Genomic DNA, 22,117 nt, shown 5'->3' on the forward strand with positions numbered 1-22,117 from the left:
ATTTTGGAGCATACCTGCAAAATAGTGTTCTGTACTTTCAATCTTATAACCTTACCTATTATACAAACGTATCACATATATTTCAACCATATAATACAAAAAGAATTTATTTTTTTTTATTTAATTAATTTCACTTTAGCAGGGTTAATATTTGACCTTCCCTGACTATAATGTGTATGATAAGGTTACAGCTGAAATAACAATGAGATTTCAGCAAAGGTAATCGAATTTAGTTTTTTGAAGGAGGATTTAACATGAATTTAATTCCTACAGTTATTGAACAAACAAGCCGTGGTGAACGTGCATATGACATTTACTCACGTCTACTTAAAGACCGCATTATCCTTTTAGGAAGTGCTATTGACGACAATGTGGCTAATTCAATTGTCGCACAATTACTTTTCCTACAAGCAGAAGATCCAGACAAAGACATTTCTCTTTACATTAATTCACCAGGTGGATCAATTACGGCTGGTATGGCCATTTATGACACAATGCAAATTATTAAGCCAAAAGTTCAAACGATTTGTATCGGTATGGCTGCATCAATGGGTGCATTCCTACTTGCTGCGGGTGAACCTGGTAAACGCTTTGCATTACCAAATGCCGAAGTAATGATTCACCAACCACTAGGTGGGGCACAAGGCCAGGCGACAGAAATTGAAATTGCTGCTAAACGTATTTTATTCTTACGTGAAAAATTAAACGGCATTTTATCTGAACGTACTGGTCAACCACTTGAAGTTATTGCAAGAGACACAGATCGTGATAACTTCATGACAGCTGAACGTGCAAAAGAGTATGGTTTAATTGATCACATTATGCACCGTAGTACTGATAATAAATAGTAATAAAAAACCTCACAGAATTTCCTCTGTGAGGCTTTTTTACTTGTTAGTTAATCTTCATTTTCAATAATTGTTGCTAATGCTGTAACCGCTTGCTCAGCATCATTGCCTTCACTACTTAAAGTTACCTCCGTACCTTTAGCAACTGCTAAGCTCATGACACCCATTATCGACTTGGCATTAACTTTTTTTTCATCTTTTTCTAGAAAGATATCCGCACTGAAACGATTTGCTTCCTGCACAAATAGTGCCGCTTGTCTTGCTTGTAGTCCTAATTTTAATTTAACCTGGACTCTTCTCTCGATCATTCTCAAAACTCCCCTTCACTACCGTTCATCTATTAGTTTTATCTTACCTTACTTACTAGCAAAAGAACAATAAGCGATTACGCATGACATTCATACCTGAAAAGTATGAAAACTTAACCACCTATTTTTTCACCGCGTCTTAATGCATCTGCTATTTCATCGATTTTTCTTAAACGATGGTTGACACCTGATTTGCTGACAGTACCACTGGATACCATTTCGCCAAGCTCTTTTAACGTAACATCTTGATACTCTACTCGTAATCGTGCAATTTCACGAAGCTTTTCGGGTAGTTGATCTAGACCAATTGAATTTTCAATAAATCGAATATTCTCTACCTGTCGTAATGCTGCTCCAATTGTTTTATTTAGATTGGCCGTTTCACAGTTCACAATACGATTGACACTATTGCGCATGTCTCGTAATATCCGAACATCCTCAAATTTCATCATTGCCTGATGGGCACCCACAATATTGAGAAAATCAGAAATTTTTTCTGCTTCCTTTAAATAAGTAACAAAGCCTTTTTTGCGTTCGATTGTTTTGGCATTGAGTTCAAATTCATTCATTAAATCCATCAATGCCTCGCCATGTTCTTTATATAAAGAATAAATTTCTAAATGGTAGGCGGATGTTTCTGGGTTATTGACAGAGCCTCCTGCTAAAAATGCGCCTCTTAAATAGGCTCTTTTTTGGCCATTTTTTTTAATGAGCTTTCTTGAGATCGTATGATTAAATTGAAAGTCGTCTGAGATGATTTCTAAATCAATTAACAGCTCGCGTGCTCCTTCTCTTACACGGCAAATATATACGTTATTTTTTTTCAATCGCATTTTCTTACGAACTAGCAATTCTACATTGTATGGATACAACTTTTTCATAATCGTATATAGTCTTCTGGCAATTGCAGCGTTTTCAGTTTGCACGTCCAAGCTTAGTTGTTTATTCGCAAAGGATAATGAACCATTCATACGAATTAGGGCAGAAACTTCTGCTTTCATACAATGATTGTCCGCTTCTATTTGGGTTAATTCCTTTTTCGTTTCTGAAGCAAAAGACATATCACGCCCCCCTTTCAATCATAATTTCTATGTATATGTTCATCTTACCATATACAACAAACACTTTATGTTTCTATTATCCGGTTGGTTCTCTTAGCGGTCATAAATACCGGCATAATCCACCAACCACTCTGCAACATTCGTAGCATTATGTCGAACCGTTCCATCTGGACGAATTGTAGCAATATCGCGCCTTATAACCTCTAATCCCATACTTTCAAGCTTTGCCACATCAAATGTCACTGGCTCTGCTCTTTCCTCTTTATATAATTCTTTTACAGGATTTGGTAGTTCTTCGTCATTCACTAAAATCGAATCAATAAAGGAAGCGCCAACATGCTTATGTATGGCAGATACATGGTCACCTGCTGTATAAGAAATGGTTTCACCTTTTTGTGTCATTAAATTACATACATACATTTTCCTTCCTTTTGCTTTTACAACAGATTCCCCAATCTCTTTGACAAGTAGATTTGGAATGATACTTGTGTATAAGCTTCCAGGACCAATTAATATATAGTCTGCACGCTGAATTGCTCGAATAGCTTCTGGTAACGGTTGCACGTTTTCGGGTACTAAAAAAACGCGATCAATGCGTTTTGTCGCTGTTGGGATTTTGGATTCACCTTCAATGATTGAACCATCCTCTAAGACAGCATGTAAGTTGATTTTTTTATTGGCTGCTGGTATTACACGGCCATGTACTTTTAAAACCTTTCCCATCTCACTTATAGCATGGTTAAAATCACCTGTAATATCAGTAAGTGCTGTTAACATTAAGTTCCCTAAGGAATGGCCACGTAAATCCTCTGATGCAGAAAAACGGTATTGAAACATTTGCTCCACTAGCGGTTCAATATCTGATAATGCCGCAATGACATTACGAACATCACCTGGTGGTGGGATATCATAATCATCTCGTAAACGTCCTGAAGAGCCGCCATCATCCGCTACCGTCACAATAGCAGTAATATCAAATGGATGGTGCTTGAGCCCACGAAGTAATGTAGATAGTCCTGTTCCACCACCAATTACCACAAGCTTTGTTTGCTTTTTCCCCATTCACTCATTCCTTTCTACGATTAATATCACGATGCGTAATAACCGTATTCTCTTTGCTGGCTAAATAAGCCCCAAAAAACTCCGCTAAAGTTACTGAACGATGCTGACCACCTGTACAGCCAAAAGCGATGACAAGTTGTGATTTACCTTCTTGGCGATAAAGAGGAATCATAAAGTCGAACAAATCTGTTAGTTTTTGTATAAGTATTTGCGTATCTTCCAAGGCTAAAACATAGGAGGAAACTTCTGTTTGAAGACCCGTCTTCGGACGTAGTTCTTCCACATAATAAGGATTTTTAAGGAAGCGAACATCAAACACTAGGTCTGCATCTATTGGCATACCATGCTTGAAGCCAAAAGACATGATGTTGACGGTAAAAATAGTATCTGCCTCACTGGCAAATTCTTTGACTATCTTTTCTCGCAATTGCTTAGGCTTCATGTTGGATGTATTATAAACAAAATTAGCACGACCCTTTACTTCCGATAAAAGCGCTCGCTCTTGCTTAATACCATCTAAAGGTAAGCCGCTTACTGCCAATGGATGGGCCCTCCTTGTTTCTTTATAGCGTCTTACTAATGTGGCATCATCCGCATCTAAAAATAAAATACGTGCTACAATGTCGCCTTCTTTTAGTATATGGTCTAACGCCCCAATAAGCGCATCAAAAAAGTTGCCTCCCCGCATATCCATCACTGCCGCAATACGTGTACTATTTTTTCCAGAATCTCTTAACAGAGTTAAAAAAGTTGTAAGTAACGCAGGTGGTAAATTATCAATACAGTAATACCCTAAATCTTCAAAGCTTTGAATAGCTACGGTCTTCCCAGCTCCAGACATTCCTGTAATAATAACCAATTCATGTGTTCTTTGTTGGCCTTCAACCACCACTGTCATGCAACTCCTTTATTGTTCTTTTGATATTTGTATTTTCTGATGAAGTAATTCAAAATTCGTTGTATAGTCAAACGTGCCATACTGAATACCAGATTGCGAAACAGCAAATTGTAAATTAGTGCGATCTCCTTCAGCCATTGGCAAATGTACTAAATCCTCTACTGGGTGCCATGCAAGTTTACCTTCTCTAGTTTCTACAAACGGTACACCTTCTACATCCCTAGCAACGAATGTATAAAGCATCCATTCATCTACGACTTCATTATTTTCTTTAATGACCATCGTATAAACACCCTTTAGGTGTACATGTAAAGGTATAACATTTGTCTCTTCTTGAAATTCACGAATAGCAGCCTCAAAGATGGACTCACCGCTTTCCATTTTTCCACCTGGAGCAACGTACCAACCTCGTCTTGGTTTCTGAAGTAATAATACTTTACCGTCTTTTACGGCAATTAAATTTGCAATTCTTTGCATCGGCACACCTCTAATCACTTTTGCATTCTACTCTCCATTATAGCAAGACACTGCAGGATTTGTCCTCATTTACAACTCTCATACCTAGACATTTAACAATTTAGTTTTAACTAAGAAATTAATGAAAAAAAGCGCATGCTCTTTTCATACTCTATACAAATAAAAAAGTAGGTTGTTCCCACCTAATTGAGGCGGAAACAACCTACTAAACAAAATAAAAGGGGGATTGCTAATTACACTTTAAATCATACACCTTTTATATGTCATTCAAGTTACAACAATATTAAAACCACATTAAAATTGTATTTTTTTCCTTAAAATAGCCATGTTATGCATTAATTTTCTCTAATAGTTCTTCTACATAATGCTGTACAGCTTGTGCAGCAATACTGCCATCACCAGTCGCAGTAACAATTTGACGAAGTGATTTTTCACGTACATCTCCCGCTGCAAAGATACCTGGAATTGTCGTTTCCATATTATCATTTGTCAGGATATAACCAGCATCATTTAAAATACCTAAAGATTCGAATGGCTTTGTTAAAGGTAGCATACCGATATACACAAACACACCATCTGTTGTAAACTCTGACTCAGTTCCATCCACAGTTGATTGCAATGTAACACTGCCCACTTTACCATTTGCTTCATTAATTTCTTTTACTGTAGCATTCCAAATGAAATCAATTTTGTCATTGGCAAAGGCACGATCTTGGAGGATTTTTTGTGCACGTAATTTATCACGACGGTGGACAATTGTTACTTTATCAGCAAAGCGTGTTAAATATACGCCCTCTTCTACAGCTGAATCTCCGCCGCCAACAACTACCAGATTTTTTTGTTTAAAGAACGCACCATCACAAACTGCACAGTAGCTGACACCACGGCCGCCAAGTTCTTTTTCACCAGGCACACCCATTTTTTTATACTCTGCACCAGTTGTAATAATAATGGCACGTGTTTTATATTCTTTTGTACCTGATTTAATTGTTTTAAATTCTTCCCCATCGATGATTTCTGTGACATCACCATAGGCATATTCTGCACCAAATTTTTTAGCATGGTCAAACATTTTGGTAGACAGCTCAGGCCCTAAAATAGTATCGAAACCAGGATAGTTTTCTACTTCTTCAGTGTTGGCCATTTGTCCACCTGGGATTCCTCGTTCAATCATAAGCGTTGACAAATTAGCACGTGATGTATAAACAGCAGCAGTCATCCCAGCAGGGCCTGCACCAATAATGACTACATCATAAATTTTTTCTTCCGACATAAATACTTCCCCCTAAACAGAATACTTTTTATCTTCATTCAACAAATAGTAGTGAAAGTGTAACGTCACCTACATATGATCCCAACTTACAATAGAGGGGATGAAGATAAACCATTGGCAACTAGCAAGGAATAACAATCGAACGCAATGTTGCCAGGGCAAATTAATGATAACGTTAGTATGTTCATCGTATGTGAAAGTATAAAGTTATTCAACTATGTTGCTCACACACTAATTATGACTGCTTGGTAAAAAAGCTAAAATTTCATCAATATACTTCGATAAAGTGGCAACAGATACTCCATATTGTTGAGCTATTTCTTTTTTTGTTACTTTGAGCATTTGAGAGGATCTAAATAGATAATCATTTGCTCCTGCAATTGCAACAGGATTTGTAAAACGGTAATTTTGAATTAAAGCTTGTTCACACAGGACAAACCACATTTGAAACATAGGTACAATCAATGTTGATAATTTGCCGTACTGCTTTAATAAAATTTCTGGCACATTTACAGCACGTAGAAAGCTTGCCTCTACTTTATTTTTCTTATCAAATTCATGTCCAAGTGCATATGCTAAAAATAATTTCTCAAAAGCACCGAATTGCTCAATATTAACCCATTTAGGATGGGCGATTATTTCTTGCTTATGAGCCGTAGCTTTTAATAAAAACAGACCAAAGATGCGCTCACTTAAATAGCTACTTTCTAATTTTTCAACGATGAAATTCCGATCATGTTCCAACGCGTCTAGCGCAAATTCGTTATCATGTTGGCGCCAAGGCTCAAAGCCTTCTTTATCTGGATCTACCTCTAGCAGTTGACCCCAAGCACTTTTGGAAACCTCCTCATGCCCTGAAAAATAAGCGGCATGAGATAACCAAAAGTAAAAGCCCGCGTCGCCTACATAGCCTCTTTTTTGCATACTGCGCAACCATTTATAAGCTAATTCATATTGCCCTATTAAAGCTAATGTAGCACCTAGTTTATAACGATGCTCCCATGTATATGGCTGAATTTTAACAAGCACATTTAATAGCTCTTGCAAATCCTCTTCATTCTTTTCGTAATACGCAATCACTGTTAAGTTACAAAGTGCATGTAAGTTTCCCTTATTTTCACGTAATACGGTATGTAAGAGAGCCTTTGCCTGTTCCTCTTCTCCCACATAAAAATAAGCAAGTGCAAGATTATTATACGCCGACCAAAAGGCTGGGCGATCTTCAATTAAATCTTCTAAAATAGTAATAGCTTCAGGAAAGTCGCCTTTTTCCATATGACGGCGAGCCTGTTCCTGACGATATAAATCTTCACCAGATCCTTCAAGCTCCTCAAACTCATCTTGCTCAAATGCAACAAATTCTAAAATTTCTGCTGCTTCATCTGCATAAGCACCTTCAGGCTCTAACTGCAAATACTCCTCAGCAAAGCGTTTCGCATCCTGCATGATTCCTACACAACCTGATACTTCCGCCATGTAAAAAATAATTTCTGGATTATCGGGATCAATTTGATAGGCACGACGAAGCAAATCATACGCTTCTTCAAAACGTTGACCTTCTAACTCTATAATAGCAAGCTGCAAGATTATCATAGGATCATCAGGGCTAAGATCAACTGCACGCTGCAAATATTTATAGGCTTTATTCATTTGTCCACTGTTCATAGCTTGAATTGATTTTTTATAATAATAGTCGCCTGTTGGAATGAACGACACTATATTCGATTGGTTCTTATTTTGACGTTTCTTTTCCAATACATTTCCTCCGAAACAAGAAATAAGGAACGTATTAAACGTTCCTTTACACAGTAAACCCTATTATACCACACAATTTATAATATGCTGTTATTTCTCCTCGTGACGTTTTTTCAACACATCTAGGACATCATATATACTTACTTTTTGTTCTTGTAGTAATACTAGAAGGTGATAAATTAAATCAGCTGCCTCCCACTTTACTTCTTCGGCATCGCGATTTTTTGCCCCAATAACCACCTCTGTTGCTTCCTCACCTACTTTTTTACAGATTTTATCGATGCCCTTCTCAAATAAATATGTAGTATATGCTCCCACAGGCATTTCCTGTTCTCGCTTTTCAATTACACGGACAAGTTTTGCAATTATTTCTACAGAACCTACCTCAGTATTTTGCTGTACAACCTCAGTAAAGCAAGAAGCTGTACCGTTATGACAAGCTGGACCTTCTGGTAATACTTCCACAACTATTGCATCATAATCGCAGTCTGTTTTAATTGCTACAACCTTTTGCGTATGACCACTTGTGGCACCTTTATGCCAAAGCTCCTGACGTGAACGAGAATAAAACCAAGTTTCACCTGATTCCATCGTTTTAACGAATGACTCTTTATTCATATAAGCCACCGTTAATACTTCTTTCGTATTGGCATCCTGTACTACTGCCGTTACAAGACCTTTCTCATCAAATCGAATTCGCTCTATCATCTCACTGCCACTCCTTTTGCACGTAAGTATTCTTTCACTTGGGCTACGCTTGTTTCTTTATAATGGAAGATAGAAGCTGCAAGTGCTGCATCTGCATCAACTTCTTCGGCTAATACTTCGTAAAAATGTTCGGCATAACCTGCCCCACCACTTGCAATAACTGGGACTGACACAGCCTCTCGTACCGCTTTTGTTAATCCCAAATCAAAGCCAGATTTTTCTCCATCTTGATTCATACTAGTTAATAAAATCTCACCAGCTCCTAAACGCACCGCTTCCTTTGCCCAGTCTATAGCTGACCAAGTAGTTTTATTGCGCCCACCATGTGTATAAACCATCCATGTACCGTCCTCTTCACTATAGCGAGCATCGATTGCTACCACGATGCATTGGGCACCAAAGAAATCAGAGCCTTCTTGAATAAGGGCAGGGCGCTCTAAAGCAGAAGTATTGACAGAAACTTTATCCGCACCAGCGCGTAAAATACGCTTCATATCATCCAACGTTCGAATACCACCACCAACTGTAAACGGAATCGCTAGAGTAGCTGCTGTTTGTTGGACAACCTCTATCATTGTTTCGCGGCCTTCATGTGAAGCAGATATATCTAAAAATACAAGCTCATCCGCGCCTTGTTCATCATAAAATTTTGCTAGCTCCACTGGGTCACCAGCATCACGAATGGATACAAATTGTATCCCTTTTACAACGCGTCCCTCCTTGACATCGAGGCAAGGAATAATTCGTTTCGTTAGCATGATTTCACTCCTTTCAGCCATTGCTCTAATAAATATACGCCCAGCTCACCTGATTTTTCAGGGTGAAATTGCATACCTGTCACAGAACCTTTCGCTACAATACCTGGAACTTGTATACCACAATAGTCTGCATAAGCAACAAGTTCAGACTTCTCAATATTAGTGGCATAAAATGAATGAACGAAATAGACATGCTTTGCAGGAGCACTATTTTCTAACCAAGCAGGACGATTCGCCATAACTAATTCGTTCCAGCCCATATGTGGCACCCGATATGCTCGCCCCTCATTTGTGCCACTAAATCGCTTAATATGTCCTTTAAAGAAACCTAAGCCATTTGTTGGTGTGACCTCATCACTTTTTTCAAATAATAATTGCATCCCTAAACAAATGCCTAAAAGAGGGCGATGCTGGCTTTGGGCATTTTTTAGATAACAATCTAATTTTGTCTCTGCTAAACGCTTTCTAGCATCTGGGAATGCACCAACTCCTGGTAATATGAGTGCATCTGTAGTATCTAGCAATTGTTGATTAGCTGTCACTATGACCTCACAGCCAAGTCGATTCAAAGCTTGTACCACACTAAATAAATTTCCCATACCATAATCAACCACACCTATTTTCACGTTAACAGCCCCTTAGTCGATGGTACTCCTTTAACACGTGGATCAATTTCTACGGCAGCATCAATCGCCCTAGCTAAGGCTTTAAAAATTGCCTCAATAATATGGTGCGTATTATGCCCATAGGGTACAATCACATGTACATTCATTCGTGCCTCTAAGGCAAATTTCCACAAAAATTCATGCACTAATTCTGTATCAAAAGTTCCCACCTTTTCTTTTAAAGGGGGCACTCGGTATTCTAAATGGGGGCGATTCGAGCAATCAACCACCACCTGCGCAAGTGCATCATCCATAGGTACAAATGCCGTTCCATAGCGTTTAATGCCCTTTTTATCACCAAGTGCTTCTCGAATAGCTTGCCCTAACACAATGCCTAGATCCTCCGTTGTATGATGATCATCAATATAGGTATCCCCATTCGCTTGGATGGTCCCATTAAAAAGACCATGCTTGATAAATAAATCCAGCATATGATCCATAAAACCTACGCCCGTTTTAATATCTGCCTTCCCTTCACCATCTAAATCGATGGCTACTGAAATTTGCGTTTCATTGGTTGTTCGCTCTACTTGTGCATATCGTTTCTTTTCCGTCATTGTACTATTCCTTCTTCCATCCGCGAGATTCCACTGCACGTGCATGGCCCTCTAAACCCTCCATACGTGCGAGACGTGCAATTTTTGGTGCATGCTCTTGCCAAGTTTTTTCACTGTAATAAACAACACTTGATTTTTTCACAAAATCATCTACGTTTAAGCCACTAGCAAAACGTGCTGTGCTATTAGTTGGTAACACATGATTGGTCCCCGCAAAATAATCACCAACAGGCTCTGAACTATAACGACCAATAAAAATACCACCTGCATGCCTTATTTGTTCAGCGATCGCCTCAGCATTATTTGTCATAATTTCTAAATGCTCCGGTGCTAATGAATTAATCGCTTCCACTGCATCTGATACCGTTTCAGCTATATAAATGACCCCAAAATTTTCGATTGAAGCACGCGCTACTTCTTGACGTGGTAAAATCTCCAATTGCTTTTCAACTTCTTCAGCTACCTTTTTGGCCAATTCCTCTGAGGTCGTGACGAGAACAGCACAAGCTAATCGGTCATGTTCTGCTTGAGATAACAGATCTGCAGCAATTTCGTCTGGAAATGCAGTGTCATCAGCTAGTACTGCAATTTCGCTAGGTCCCGCAATCATATCAATAGCAACTTCCCCAAATACCTCCCGTTTAGCAAGGGCTACAAAAATATTTCCTGGGCCTGTAATTTTATCGACTGGTGCGATGGTCTCTGTGCCATATGCAAGAGCAGCAATTGCTTGTGCCCCACCTATTTTATAAATTTCTTCGATTCCTAAAAGCTGAGCCGCCACTAGGACACCTGCTGGCATTTTTCCATCAAGGCCTGCTGGAGAAGCAATCACAATACGCTTCACACCTGCTACCTGTGCTGGAATCACATTCATTAGCACCGATGAGGGATAGGCAGCTGTACCGCCAGGAACATATAATCCTACTGCATCTAGAGCTGTTACTCGTTGACCTAGCCAAGAACCGTCACCTAGCTCTAAGCGATAACCCTGTCGTGACTGTTGTTCATGATAAAGTCGAATATTTTGAGCTGCTTCCACCAAATCCTGATAGAGTTGTTGGTCAAGAGCATTTACAGCTTCTTGTATTTCCTCCTTCGTGACACGCAGGCTTGTAGGCATATACCCGTCCCAACGTTCTGTATAGGTACGTAACGCTACGTCTCCCTGTGTCCTCACATCTGTTAACACCTGTCTTACAACTTTTAACTGTTCCTCATTTCCACCTTCAAGTGGTCTTTTTAAGGAAATACCCTTTGCTAGTTTAGTTATTTTCATTGAATTAAACCCCTTCAGTTACTCATATGTAGCTAGATATGATTACTTTTTTGTTCATTCACACATTTCTTTAATCGCCTAACAAGGTCAATGATGCGCTCACCCTTCATACGATAGCTAACCGGATTAGCAATTAACCGAGACGACACAGTCGAAATAAATTCATATTCAACTAAGCCGTTCTCTTTTAATGTACGTCCTGTAGAAACAATATCGACAATTCGGTCAGCTAAACCAATCATAGGTGCTAATTCAATAGATCCATTAAGCTCAATGATTTCGACTTGCTCCCCGATGCCTTTATAGTATTTCATCGCAATATTCGGATATTTCGTCGCAATTCTAGGAGCAATTTCATTCATATCTGTATTTGGTAAACCAGCTGACGCGATATAGCAATTACTAATATTCAAATCCAGTAATTCATGTACCTCTCTCTGTTGCTCTAACAAAACATCCTTGCCAGCAATACCGATATCCGCTACGCCATGCTCAACGTAGACAGGCACATCCATTGGTTTAGATAAAATAAAGCGAATTTTCTCTTCTGGTATTTCAATCATTAATTTACGCGACATTTCGACCTCTTCTGGTAAATGAAAACCTGCCTTCAATAACATCTGATAGGCCTCTTCAAAGATTCGCCCCTTTGGCATTGCAATTGTTAATTCATTCACTACCAATTTCCTCCTGTCCAACTACAACTACTTCCGTAAAGTGAGCTAAAAAGGCTTCTTCATCGACTAGGCTACTACGCAACTGTAAAGTAGCTAATTTCCCTGCTGCCCGCAATGTGTTTACCTTTATTAAAGCTGCCTCAAATTGTTCTTCATCAAAAAGCACAACAGTTGCTTCTTGTTGCTTCTCTGATTGCCCATGTAATGTTTCCAATAAACGATCGACACGAATGCTAAATCCCGTCGCACCAGCCTTTGATCCAAACACCTCTAACAATCCATCGTAACGGCCACCATTTCCTAATGGAAAACCACTACCTAAGGCAAATACTTCAAAAAGCATACCTGTGTAGTAACTCATATGACTTGAGAGTGTAAAATCAAACGTAACATAAGCAGCTAAGTCGGCCATTTCCAATAATTGAGCAAGCTGTTGCATATATACTAATGCATCATTTTTACGAACATATTTTTCAATATCGCGGATATCCTTCACATCCATTGCTTCTTCAATAAACTGGAGGAGGGCATCTGCTTTAGCTTTAGGTAAATTAAATGAATCTACCGCTTCTTCAAATCCAACATAATTTCGGTGGACAAGTAATGTTCTAAGGGTAGTTTGCTGTTCAATACTCTCTGTGTAATCTTGTAAAATGCAGTTTAGTATGCCTGCATGTCCAATCGTTACTTTAAACGCTTCTAGTTTTAAGTGCTTTAAAAGCTCCATTGCTGTCACAATCACTTCTGCATCAGCAAATACAGATTGGTCCCCTATTAATTCAATACCCATTTGATCGAATTCTGCTGGTCTCCCCCCTTCTGCTTCTTGTGCACGAAAAACACTTGCGAAGTAAGCTAAACGTTGAGGAATCATTTCTTTCAATAATTTCGAGGTGGCCACCCGAGCAATTGGGGTTGTCATATCTGGTCGGAGCACTAATGTATTTCCCTGACTATCTACAAGTTTAAATAAATGGGTATCAGCGATCGCAGAAGCTTTTCCAACTGTATCAAAATATTCAACAGCAGGTGTTTTAATAAACTCATATCCCCTTTTAGTTAAAAAATCTCTACCTGTTTGTCTTACCGCTTCAACTTTTTCAAAGATTTGTGGAAAGGTATCACGCATTCCAAGTGGCTTTTCAAACATTTTTATTGACGACATATGAACACTTCCTCACATTCACTTTAATTCACTAGAGTATTAGAGAATTAGATTATGAAAGAATTTTAACTTATTTCTGTTAAACAGTCAACGTATTCCCTCTAATTATCTAAATCTTTAAATTACTTTATGAAGAAGGTTGCAACTACCTGAAAATCTAAAATTAAAAGATTTGACGAGTAAATACCAACAAATAAAAGCTACTCCCAATTTTGGGAGTAGCTTTAGCTTTTTAGATGTATGAATTTGATTATTTTTTAGGTGTACACCATTGCACAACTTCATGACGCTTACGCTCTGCCATTTGTTCTGCTGTATAAATAATTTGCATCGGATTTCCTCCTGCTAGACAGCCAGCCGGCACATCCTTATGTACAAGAGTTGCGGCAGAAACAATGGCACCATCTCCAATTGTCACACCTGGTAAAATTGTAGAATTCGCACCAATCATTACTTCATGGCCAATACGGACATCCCCTAAACGATATTCCTCTATTAAATATTCATGGGCTAAGATGGTCGTATTAAAGCCAATTACTGTATTATCCCCAATAAAAATACGCTCAGGATACATAGTATCTGGCATAACCATTAACGCTAGTGAAGTTTTTTCACCTATGGTCATTTTTAAAAATGTTCGATAAAGCCAGTTTTTCACACGTAAAAATGGTGTGAAGCGTCCAATTTGAATGACAATGAAACACTTCATCACCTTCCAAAAGGACACCGTGTCGTAGATTTTCCACAGTGAATTTGCTCCTTCGACACGGTAACGTTCTGTTTTACGCGCCATCTAACTTACCCCTCTTTCACAATATCCAATAAATCCGTCATATGATGCAATATATACTCTGGTTGGAACTGCTGTAAGTATGCCTCGCCTTTAATTGCCCAAGCGACACCAGCTGCTCTGACTCCTGCACGATGTCCTGCTTCAATATCATGCGAGTTATCTCCAATCATAATTGCATCATCTTTGTTGATCCCTAAACGTTCCAATGCAAGTAAAACTGGTTCTGGATCTGGCTTCACATTATGCACATCATCTGTTCCAATACGCACATCAAATAGGTGTGTAGCCCCAAGAATAGATAGCCCACGATCAATCGTATCATTCCATTTTGTCGAAACAATCGCCAAACGAATCCCTTGTGCTTTTAATTGCTCTAATGTTGAGACAACGTCTGGGTATTGACTAACAAGTTCATCATGATGCTCTATATTCCAAGCTCGATATTTGGCTATCAAAGCTTCCTCTTCACCTGGTGCAATGTCATTAAATGTCTGCTTAAGTGAGGGACCAATGAATTTCAAGCAATCTTTTGGCGAAAATTGCCCGGGAAATCTCTCATTTAAAACATGCATAAATGTTTGAATGATTAATTCATTTGTATTCAGTAAAGTTCCATCAAAATCAAATAGTAGTGCCTTTACAGCCATATGTTACATCTCCTTATTTATTATCTAAGTATTTCATGGCTGGTTTAACCTTTATTCTACGATAAATAATGGCTCCAAGACCTACTACAATACCTATAATAGATACAATTTGAGCTGAGCGTAAATCACCGACTAGGTAAAGACTATCTGTACGCATTCCTTCAATGTAGAAACGACCAATGGAATACCAAATTAAATAACTGAAGAAAATTTCCCCACGATTTAAATTTACTTTTCGTAATATCAGTAAAATAATCAGCCCTATTAGATTCCAGACGGATTCATATAAAAATGTAGGATGTACATAAGTACCTAATTCTTCAATATACATTTGATTGATAATCCAATCTGGTAACATTAAATTTTCTAAAAATTCCTTTGAAACAGGCCCACCATAAGCCTCTTGGTTCATAAAGTTACCCCAGCGACCTATAATTTGTCCAATTAAAATACTAGGTGCTGCAATATCTGCTACTCGTAAGAAGCTTACATTTTTAATACGAGTAAATATGTAAGCCGTCACAAATGCTCCAATTAACGCACCGTGTATGGCAATACCACCATTCCATATCTCAATGATTTTACCTGGATTTTCACTATAGTAATCCCATCTCATTGACACATAATAAATGCGCGCACAAATGATGGATATCGGAACAGCCCACAATAATAAGTCTGCAAGAAAATCTTCAGGCAATCCTCGCTTTACGGCCTCTCGTTGGCCTACCACATACGCTAAAATAATACCCGATACGATGAGCAATCCATACCAACGAACTGGAATTGGCCCCAAATGAAAGGCAATCGGGTTAATTTGTAAAAGTAATAAATCCATCTTTTGCTCCTCTCCAATTATCTGTTACCAAAGATCGGTAAACTTTTAATCATCTAATACATCGTTCGACGAAATAACTTCATCTAAACGTCTTGAAAATTCTTCTGCCGCATTTACACCCATTTTCTTTAATCGATAATTCATCGCTGCTACTTCGATAATTACAGATACATTTCGTCCTGGTCTTACCGGAATTGTTAATTTCGTCAATTCTGTATCAATGATCTTCATCTTTTCTTCTTCTAAGCCTAATCGATCATATACTTTTTGTGGGTCCCAAATTTCTAGCTCAATAATGAGTGTAATACGTTTATATGGGCGGACTGCACTTGCACCAAATAGTGTCATAATATCAATAATGCCGATGCCTCGTATTTCCAATAGATGCTCTAAAAGAGGAGGTGGACTACCAATTAATAAATTTTCTGATTCTTGTCTAATCTCGACACAATCGTCAGCTACTAAACGGTGACCTTTTTTGACAAGCTCAAGTGCTGTTTCACTTTTACCCACGCCACTTTTACCAATAATTAGTATGCCGATGCCATACACATCCACAAGTACACCATGTGCAGCTGTCATTGGTGCTAATCGGCCCTCTAAATAGTTGGTCAATCTACTTGAAAATTTGGTTGTTGTCATATGTGTTTTAAAAACAGGAACATGCTTTTCGTTGGAAGCTTGAATCAGCTCCTCAGGTACTTCTAAATCCCGAGAAATTATAATTGCAGGTGTATCTTGGGAACAAAGTAAGCGCATCCGTTCAAGCTTAACATCTGTTGGTAACATTTCAAAAAAGGATAACTCCGTTTTGCCAAGCAATTGTACCCGATTGGCTGGATAATGCGTAAAATACCCGGCCATTTCAAGTCCTGGCCTTGAAATGTCACTTGTCACAATCGTTCTGCCGATTCCTTCCTCGCCTGCTAATAACTCTAACTTAAATTTCTCCATAACATCTCTCGTTAATACTACAACCAATGAAAAAGCCTCCAATCAATGGATAAAGTTCTCCTTATTTTAGCATGTCTATGTATAAAAGAAATGTATTTACTCTTAATGAAAAAAACTAGCGGCTCTCCAGTCCGCTAGTTTTTGAATTATTATTTTTTAGTAGCTAACCATTTAGCAACTGCTTCAGCATCTGCGCCTTTTACAATTCCTCCAGGCATGCCACCTTTACCATTATTAATAATATCTAAAATTTCCGATTCCGATAAACGAGAACCTACATCGTTTAATGCTGGTCCATTGGCACCTTGTAGCTCGCCACCATGACATGTAACACATGATTTCATTGCGATAGCTTCTCCATCTGGAGCAGTGGCACCTTCATTGTTAGTTGCCTCTTTATTTCCGCCTCCACAAGCTGCTAAGAAAATTGCTGAACCGAACACTAATGTTAACATTGCCTTTTTCATTAGTACCCCTCCTCATAATCGATAATTACCTTACGCCGCCATTATACCAAAATTATGCACGTTTGAAACCTTCTCCTAATACCTCATAGGCATCCGAAACAATGACAAACGCTGATGGGTCAACGCTTTTAATGAGTTGTTTCAGCTTTGTGAATTCTGTCTGATAAACAACAACCATAAGAACTGGTCGCGCTTCTCCTGTATAGCCCCCAAATGCTTGTAACTTAGTGACACCCCGATTAATTTCAGCATAAATGGCTTCACGTACTTCATCTTGTTTCAACGTAATAATATAGACCATTTTTGATTGGCTAAAACCTAGCTGAATAATATCAATCGTTTTGGTTGTTACATAAAGTCCAATCAGGGCATACAAACCTTTCTCTAAATCAAAAACAACTGCTGCACTAATCGCTATGATTCCATCTATTAACAGTACACTTGTACCAAGCGTTAATCCTGTATACTTCGTAATGATTTGCGCTAGTAAATCAGTGCCACCAGTAGAAGCATTCCCTTTAAAGACTAGTCCTATTCCTAAACCAACTACAATTCCCCCAAAAAGAGCTCCAAGCAAAGGATTATCCGTCCAAGGCTCCCAACTATTTGTTAGCAAGACAATAAACGGTAAAGTAATCGTCCCAATAAATGATTTTATGCCAAATTTTTTGCCGAGTAATAAAACACCAGCAATAAATAGTGGAATATTAAAGGCATATTGCACAATACCTGGATTCCAGCCAAATAACCCATGCAAAATTGTACTAATTCCACTTACCCCTCCGGAAGCAACCTGATTTGGTAATAAAAAGACATTAAAACCAATAGCAATCACTGCCGCTCCTACAATAACATACACATAGTCCACAATGTTTTCCCTAACATCATGTTTCATTTCCCCACGCCCACTTCAACTATCAGAATTTTTTAAAGACGAAATGATTATAGCAAATACTTTACACATTGAGAACTTCATCTTGATGAAGGGATTAGCTATTGTGGAGGATAAAAAATAAGCTATCTTAAAACGGACGTAAGATAGCTTATTGTAGGAGTAATAGGTATTTATTTAAAATGATTTTTCTGCCCATTCCATTGCCTCATAATATAGATGATCCATATCGTTGAGCTGGATATTTAATTGAGCACTTAGTTCCTCTAATCGTGCCCAATCTAATTTTCCTAGAGCGATACTGAATTCTAGAAATGGCGTCATATCTGTTTCATGCCCTAAGATTGTATTGGTAATATCCTCTGAAAATGGTAGCTGATGCAATATGACACTCATGGGTCTTTGCAGTAATGTATCAATAAGTGAGAACATACCTACTAGAAAATATTCCGAAAAATTCTTTTTATAGGATAGCTTGGCTAACTTCTCACAAACTTTTGCTCGAAACAAGGACATACACATTACTTCTTTAAAAAGGTCTGAGTCCGCATCAATATCAATTTCTCGCATCGCTAATAGATAAATCCATTTACGTAAATTGGATATTCCTAATAACACAATCGCTTGTTTTATAGAGCGTACTTTAGATTTTGAACGCTTAGAAGAATTATTAATCATTTGTAATAATTTATACGTCAAAGAAATATCTCGTTCGATATTTTCTGCTAATAATTGAATATTTGGTTCTTCTTCTTTTAACAACGAGATAATATGAATATATTGTATCGTATTAGCAGGGATATCTGTTGCTTTTATGATTTGAGGCTGTTCAAAGAAATAGCCTTGAAATAATACGTACCCAGAAGATTTAGCCACTTCAAATTGATGACGAGTCTCTACTTTTTCTGCAAGCAATTGAATATGTGGGTAATTTCCCTTAACTTTATTTTCAATTTCCATTCTTTTGACCATCGATGTTGCTAGAAAATCAACCTTTATAAAATCAACTTGTTCAAATAATTCATCATAGATGTCAACCTGTTCATCCATAATAAAATCATCTAATGCAATTTGAAATCCATAATTTTTTAGCTCCACCACACGTTTCACTAATTGAGATGTCAGTGGAACATCCTCTAAAATTTCAATGACAACTTGTGAAGGATTTAAAAATTCATGAATGGAGCTCATTAATAAGTTATCAGTAAAGTTAACAAAACCCGGCTTACCCTTCGTTACTTCTTCAAAACCAATTGAAAGAAATGAGTTCACCAGTACATCAATAGTTGCTGCATCTGAATCAACCATTGGAAAGGCATTAACGTTTTTTCCACGATATAACAATTCATACGCAACGACCTGTTCGTGAAGATTAAAAATAGGTTGCCTGCCAATAAATACTTCCATTTCGTTGCCCCCATTTCTCCACATTCTAGTTATTAATAGTATAACATTTTTTACGACCTGATGCTTATACTTCAATATAATTTATCATCACCATTGAAGATTTTCTATATCTTTTTTCTACCTAAAAAAAGACAGTCCCAGTGATGTTGTATCACGTTAGGACTGTCCAAACTATTTGCCAACCTTGGCTTTTATCGCACCTATTACCGCAGGAACGACAGAGATAAAAATAATCAATATAAGCACAACTGAGAAGTTATCTTTAATAATAGGGATATTACCGAAGAAATAACCTAGTAATGTACAGCTGAATACCCATAAAATAGCACCTAAAATATTATAAAGTAAGAAGTAGCTATAATTCATTTTACTTGCTCCCGCTACGAATGGGATAAATGTACGAATAAATGGCATAAAACGAGCTATAACAATTGTTTTTCCACCATGTGTATTGAAGAATTTTTCAGCTGCTTCCATACGTTCTTTTTTAACAACTCTTCCGAGAAGACTCTTTGGAGGAATCGACGTCCCAACTTTATGACCAATATGGTAATTCATTGTATCACCTAAAATGGCCGCTGCTAAAAATACTGGTATTAATATCCACATATCAAAGGCTCCCATTGCAGCAGCCAATGTACCACTAGCGAAAAGCAATGAATCGCCCGGTAAGAATGGGAAAATAACGACGCCTGTTTCTACAAAAACAATGGCAAATAAAATAAGATAACTCCAATTGCCAAAATCACGAATGATTTCTTCTAAATGCACATCTATATGCACAATAAAGCTTATTAACTCTTTAATGAGTTCTATCATGTTTTTGTATGCTCTCTTTCAATAGTATTTTTACCTAAAAGCTTTGACGTAGCCTTACATCAAAGGGTTCCAGTTTTGTACATCTTTTTACATTACTTCCTCACTATATGACAAGCTATTGAAAAGTATGTAGAAGATTTCACAAGTTTGATTTTATCACTTACAGATAACTACTCTCAACTCATTTTACTATTATACGAATAATGTACACAAAAAAAGAGCTACCATTTTTTAATAGTAGCTTTTTTCGTTTTAAACTTTTTCTTTTAAGGAGCGGCGAAGTATTTTTCCAGTCGTATTTTTAGGTAATTCATCCATAATTTCAATTACCTTTGGTACCTTATATTTCACCATATGCTTACCACAATATGATAGAAGATCTTCTGTCGTAGTGGCGGCAACCTCTTTTAAAACAACATATGCATGAACTGCCTCTCCTAAATTAGGATCAGGGAATCCTACTACTGCTGCCTCTACAATATTATTATGGGCAAACAATACTTCCTCGACCTCTCTAGGATAGACATTAAACCCTCCTACAATGATCATATCCTTTTTACGATCGACAATGTAAAAATAGCCTTCGTCATCCACTTTCGCTAAATCTCCTGTATAGAGCCAACCATCACGTATCGCCATAGCTGTTTCCTCTGGCATTTTATAATACCCCTTCATCACGTTAGGTCCGCGTACGATTAACTCCCCAACCTCGCCAACAGGTACTTCCTGACCGTTCACATCGACCACTCTATTTTCCACATTGCTAATCGATGTCCCGATAGACCCAGCTTTACGGTCACGATCCAGAGGATTAAAGCATGTAACAGGTGAAGCCTCTGATAAGCCGTATCCTTCTGATACACGCACATTAAATTTCTGCTCGAAATTATGTAATAGTGCAACAGGTAAAGAAGCTCCTCCTGAAATAGCCAAACGAATTGTCGAGAAATCTTCCGGGTTGCCTTCAGGTAATTGGTATAAGAAATTATACATAGTTGGTACCCCAGCAAAGACTGTTGCTTTTTGCTCTCGTGCTAAAGCAAAAATTTCTGTAGGACTAAATTTAGGTGCTAGTAGCACTGTTGCTCCACTTAATAATGGTGCGTTTACGACAACTGTTAAAGCAAAGACATGAAATACAGGCAATGTGGCAATGACACGGTCTTTTTCTTGAATGTCTAAATAATGGGCAACATCTCGAGCATTTGAATACACATTCTCATGCGTGAGCATAGCCCCTTTTGGAGTGCCGGTAGTGCCCGAAGTATATAAAATAATAGCATTGTCATCATCTGCCACTTCAACAGGCTGTAAAGATTGAGAAGTATTCGTGACGATTTGTGTAAATAAATGTGTTTTTTCTTGCGCTTTTAGTGATAAAGCTGCCACTTTTTCCGCTATATCTGCCGTTGTTTCACATACTACAAATGCTTTTACTTGTGGAAATGCTTGTACACCTTTTTCTACCAATGGCAGTAAAAGATCTAGCGCAATGACCGCTTTTACATCACCATTATGCAAAATGTAGGAAATTTCATCTGGTGTATAGATTGGGTTAACAGGGATTGCCGTTGCCCCTATACGCATGGTTGCATACAATGCAATTAAATAATGTGGTGTATTGCCGAGTAAAAACGCCACATGATCCCCTTTTTCAATACCTAAATCTTGTAACCCCTTTGCAAAACGACCAACTGTTTGCTCGAACTCTCCGTATGTCGTATCTTTCCCCATAAAATGATACGCAACTTTATCCGGCTGTTCTGTTGCCTGTTGGCGAACACGTGAAACTAAATTCAATTACACCATCCC

Annotated in this window: 24 protein-coding genes; 1 reads left to right on the forward strand and 23 read right to left on the reverse strand. The window is 38.0% G+C overall.

Features of this window, described 5'->3' with window-relative positions; translation table 11 throughout:
* Positions 1 to 254 precede the first annotated feature (254 nt).
* Positions 255 to 848 carry an ATP-dependent Clp endopeptidase proteolytic subunit ClpP gene (gene clpP, locus ACE1MS_RS18585; protein WP_008173241.1) on the forward strand — a complete coding sequence of 198 codons (594 nt, stop codon included), beginning with the start codon at positions 255 to 257 and terminating at the stop codon, positions 846 to 848.
* Between the two features lie 50 nt (positions 849 to 898).
* On the opposite strand, the gene ACE1MS_RS18590 is transcribed toward clpP, so the two are convergent.
* From ACE1MS_RS18590 to ACE1MS_RS18700, 23 genes are all read right to left on the reverse strand, one after another.
* Complete coding sequence (locus ACE1MS_RS18590) at positions 899 to 1,156, reverse strand: HPr family phosphocarrier protein (protein ID WP_004228023.1); 258 nt, start codon at positions 1,154 to 1,156, stop codon at positions 899 to 901.
* Between the two features lie 113 nt (positions 1,157 to 1,269).
* Positions 1,270 to 2,217 carry a DNA-binding protein WhiA gene (gene whiA, locus ACE1MS_RS18595; RefSeq protein ID WP_008173244.1) on the reverse strand — a complete coding sequence of 316 codons (948 nt, stop codon included), beginning with the start codon at positions 2,215 to 2,217 and terminating at the stop codon, positions 1,270 to 1,272.
* 93 nt (positions 2,218 to 2,310) lie between these two features.
* Positions 2,311 to 3,279, reverse strand: coding sequence for a gluconeogenesis factor YvcK family protein (locus ACE1MS_RS18600; protein ID WP_012292233.1), 969 nt, complete (start codon positions 3,277 to 3,279; stop codon positions 2,311 to 2,313).
* Positions 3,280 to 3,283: 4 nt separating this feature from the next.
* Complete coding sequence (gene rapZ, locus ACE1MS_RS18605) at positions 3,284 to 4,177, reverse strand: RNase adapter RapZ (protein ID WP_012292232.1); 894 nt, start codon at positions 4,175 to 4,177, stop codon at positions 3,284 to 3,286.
* Positions 4,178 to 4,186: 9 nt separating this feature from the next.
* Positions 4,187 to 4,654, reverse strand: coding sequence for an NUDIX domain-containing protein (locus ACE1MS_RS18610; RefSeq protein ID WP_012292231.1), 468 nt, complete (start codon positions 4,652 to 4,654; stop codon positions 4,187 to 4,189).
* 328 nt (positions 4,655 to 4,982) lie between these two features.
* On the reverse strand, positions 4,983 to 5,927 hold the full coding sequence (gene trxB, locus ACE1MS_RS18615; protein WP_012292230.1) for a thioredoxin-disulfide reductase: 945 nt from the start codon (positions 5,925 to 5,927) through the stop codon (positions 4,983 to 4,985).
* 231 nt (positions 5,928 to 6,158) lie between these two features.
* Complete coding sequence (locus tag ACE1MS_RS18620) at positions 6,159 to 7,682, reverse strand: tetratricopeptide repeat protein (protein ID WP_031417798.1); 1,524 nt, start codon at positions 7,680 to 7,682, stop codon at positions 6,159 to 6,161.
* 90 nt (positions 7,683 to 7,772) lie between these two features.
* Entirely contained in the window at positions 7,773 to 8,390 is a 618-nt protein-coding gene (gene hisIE / locus ACE1MS_RS18625) for a bifunctional phosphoribosyl-AMP cyclohydrolase/phosphoribosyl-ATP diphosphatase HisIE (protein WP_031417799.1), read from the reverse strand.
* Entirely contained in the window at positions 8,387 to 9,148 is a 762-nt protein-coding gene (gene hisF, locus ACE1MS_RS18630; RefSeq protein ID WP_447402553.1) for an imidazole glycerol phosphate synthase subunit HisF, read from the reverse strand. Before hisF ends, hisIE begins: the two co-directional genes overlap by 4 nt.
* Positions 9,142 to 9,774, reverse strand: a complete 633-nt coding sequence (gene hisH, locus ACE1MS_RS18635) for an imidazole glycerol phosphate synthase subunit HisH (RefSeq protein ID WP_012292226.1) — start codon at positions 9,772 to 9,774, stop codon at positions 9,142 to 9,144. Before hisH ends, hisF begins: the two co-directional genes overlap by 7 nt.
* Positions 9,771 to 10,370, reverse strand: coding sequence for an imidazoleglycerol-phosphate dehydratase HisB (gene hisB / locus ACE1MS_RS18640; protein WP_012292225.1), 600 nt, complete (start codon positions 10,368 to 10,370; stop codon positions 9,771 to 9,773). Before hisB ends, hisH begins: the two co-directional genes overlap by 4 nt.
* A 4-nt stretch (positions 10,371 to 10,374) precedes the next feature.
* The gene (gene hisD / locus ACE1MS_RS18645) at positions 10,375 to 11,649 is read right to left on the reverse strand and encodes a histidinol dehydrogenase (RefSeq protein ID WP_447402554.1); all 1,275 of its coding nucleotides are present in this window, start codon (positions 11,647 to 11,649) and stop codon (positions 10,375 to 10,377) included.
* A 32-nt stretch (positions 11,650 to 11,681) separates the two neighbouring features.
* Entirely contained in the window at positions 11,682 to 12,326 is a 645-nt protein-coding gene (gene hisG / locus ACE1MS_RS18650) for an ATP phosphoribosyltransferase (RefSeq protein WP_012292223.1), read from the reverse strand.
* Positions 12,319 to 13,491, reverse strand: coding sequence for an ATP phosphoribosyltransferase regulatory subunit (locus ACE1MS_RS18655; protein ID WP_447402555.1), 1,173 nt, complete (start codon positions 13,489 to 13,491; stop codon positions 12,319 to 12,321). The genes hisG and ACE1MS_RS18655 overlap by 8 nt, the downstream gene beginning before the upstream one ends.
* A gap of 250 nt (positions 13,492 to 13,741) precedes the next feature.
* Entirely contained in the window at positions 13,742 to 14,284 is a 543-nt protein-coding gene (locus tag ACE1MS_RS18660; RefSeq protein WP_012292221.1) for an acyltransferase, read from the reverse strand.
* Between the two features lie 5 nt (positions 14,285 to 14,289).
* On the reverse strand, positions 14,290 to 14,931 hold the full coding sequence (ppaX, locus tag ACE1MS_RS18665; protein WP_447402556.1) for a pyrophosphatase PpaX: 642 nt from the start codon (positions 14,929 to 14,931) through the stop codon (positions 14,290 to 14,292).
* A 13-nt stretch (positions 14,932 to 14,944) separates the two neighbouring features.
* A complete protein-coding gene (lgt, locus tag ACE1MS_RS18670; protein WP_012292219.1) occupies positions 14,945 to 15,766 on the reverse strand; it encodes a prolipoprotein diacylglyceryl transferase in 822 nt (273 codons plus the stop codon).
* Positions 15,767 to 15,811: 45 nt separating this feature from the next.
* Positions 15,812 to 16,747, reverse strand: coding sequence for an HPr(Ser) kinase/phosphatase (gene hprK, locus ACE1MS_RS18675; protein WP_031417807.1), 936 nt, complete (start codon positions 16,745 to 16,747; stop codon positions 15,812 to 15,814).
* Positions 16,748 to 16,869: 122 nt separating this feature from the next.
* The gene (gene cccB, locus ACE1MS_RS18680) at positions 16,870 to 17,187 is read right to left on the reverse strand and encodes a cytochrome c551 (protein WP_031417808.1); all 318 of its coding nucleotides are present in this window, start codon (positions 17,185 to 17,187) and stop codon (positions 16,870 to 16,872) included.
* A 52-nt stretch (positions 17,188 to 17,239) separates the two neighbouring features.
* Entirely contained in the window at positions 17,240 to 18,082 is an 843-nt protein-coding gene (locus ACE1MS_RS18685; protein WP_031417809.1) for a YitT family protein, read from the reverse strand.
* A 174-nt stretch (positions 18,083 to 18,256) separates the two neighbouring features.
* Positions 18,257 to 19,486: an EAL and HDOD domain-containing protein gene (locus tag ACE1MS_RS18690; protein WP_031417810.1), complete on the reverse strand. Its 1,230-nt coding sequence runs from the start codon at positions 19,484 to 19,486 to the stop codon at positions 18,257 to 18,259.
* 171 nt (positions 19,487 to 19,657) lie between these two features.
* Positions 19,658 to 20,302, reverse strand: a complete 645-nt coding sequence (locus ACE1MS_RS18695; RefSeq protein WP_031417811.1) for a VTT domain-containing protein — start codon at positions 20,300 to 20,302, stop codon at positions 19,658 to 19,660.
* 255 nt (positions 20,303 to 20,557) lie between these two features.
* Positions 20,558 to 22,105 carry a fatty acid--CoA ligase family protein gene (locus ACE1MS_RS18700; protein ID WP_031417812.1) on the reverse strand — a complete coding sequence of 516 codons (1,548 nt, stop codon included), beginning with the start codon at positions 22,103 to 22,105 and terminating at the stop codon, positions 20,558 to 20,560.
* Positions 22,106 to 22,117 lie beyond the last annotated feature (12 nt).

This window comes from Lysinibacillus sp. fkY74-1 (assembly GCF_053165895.1).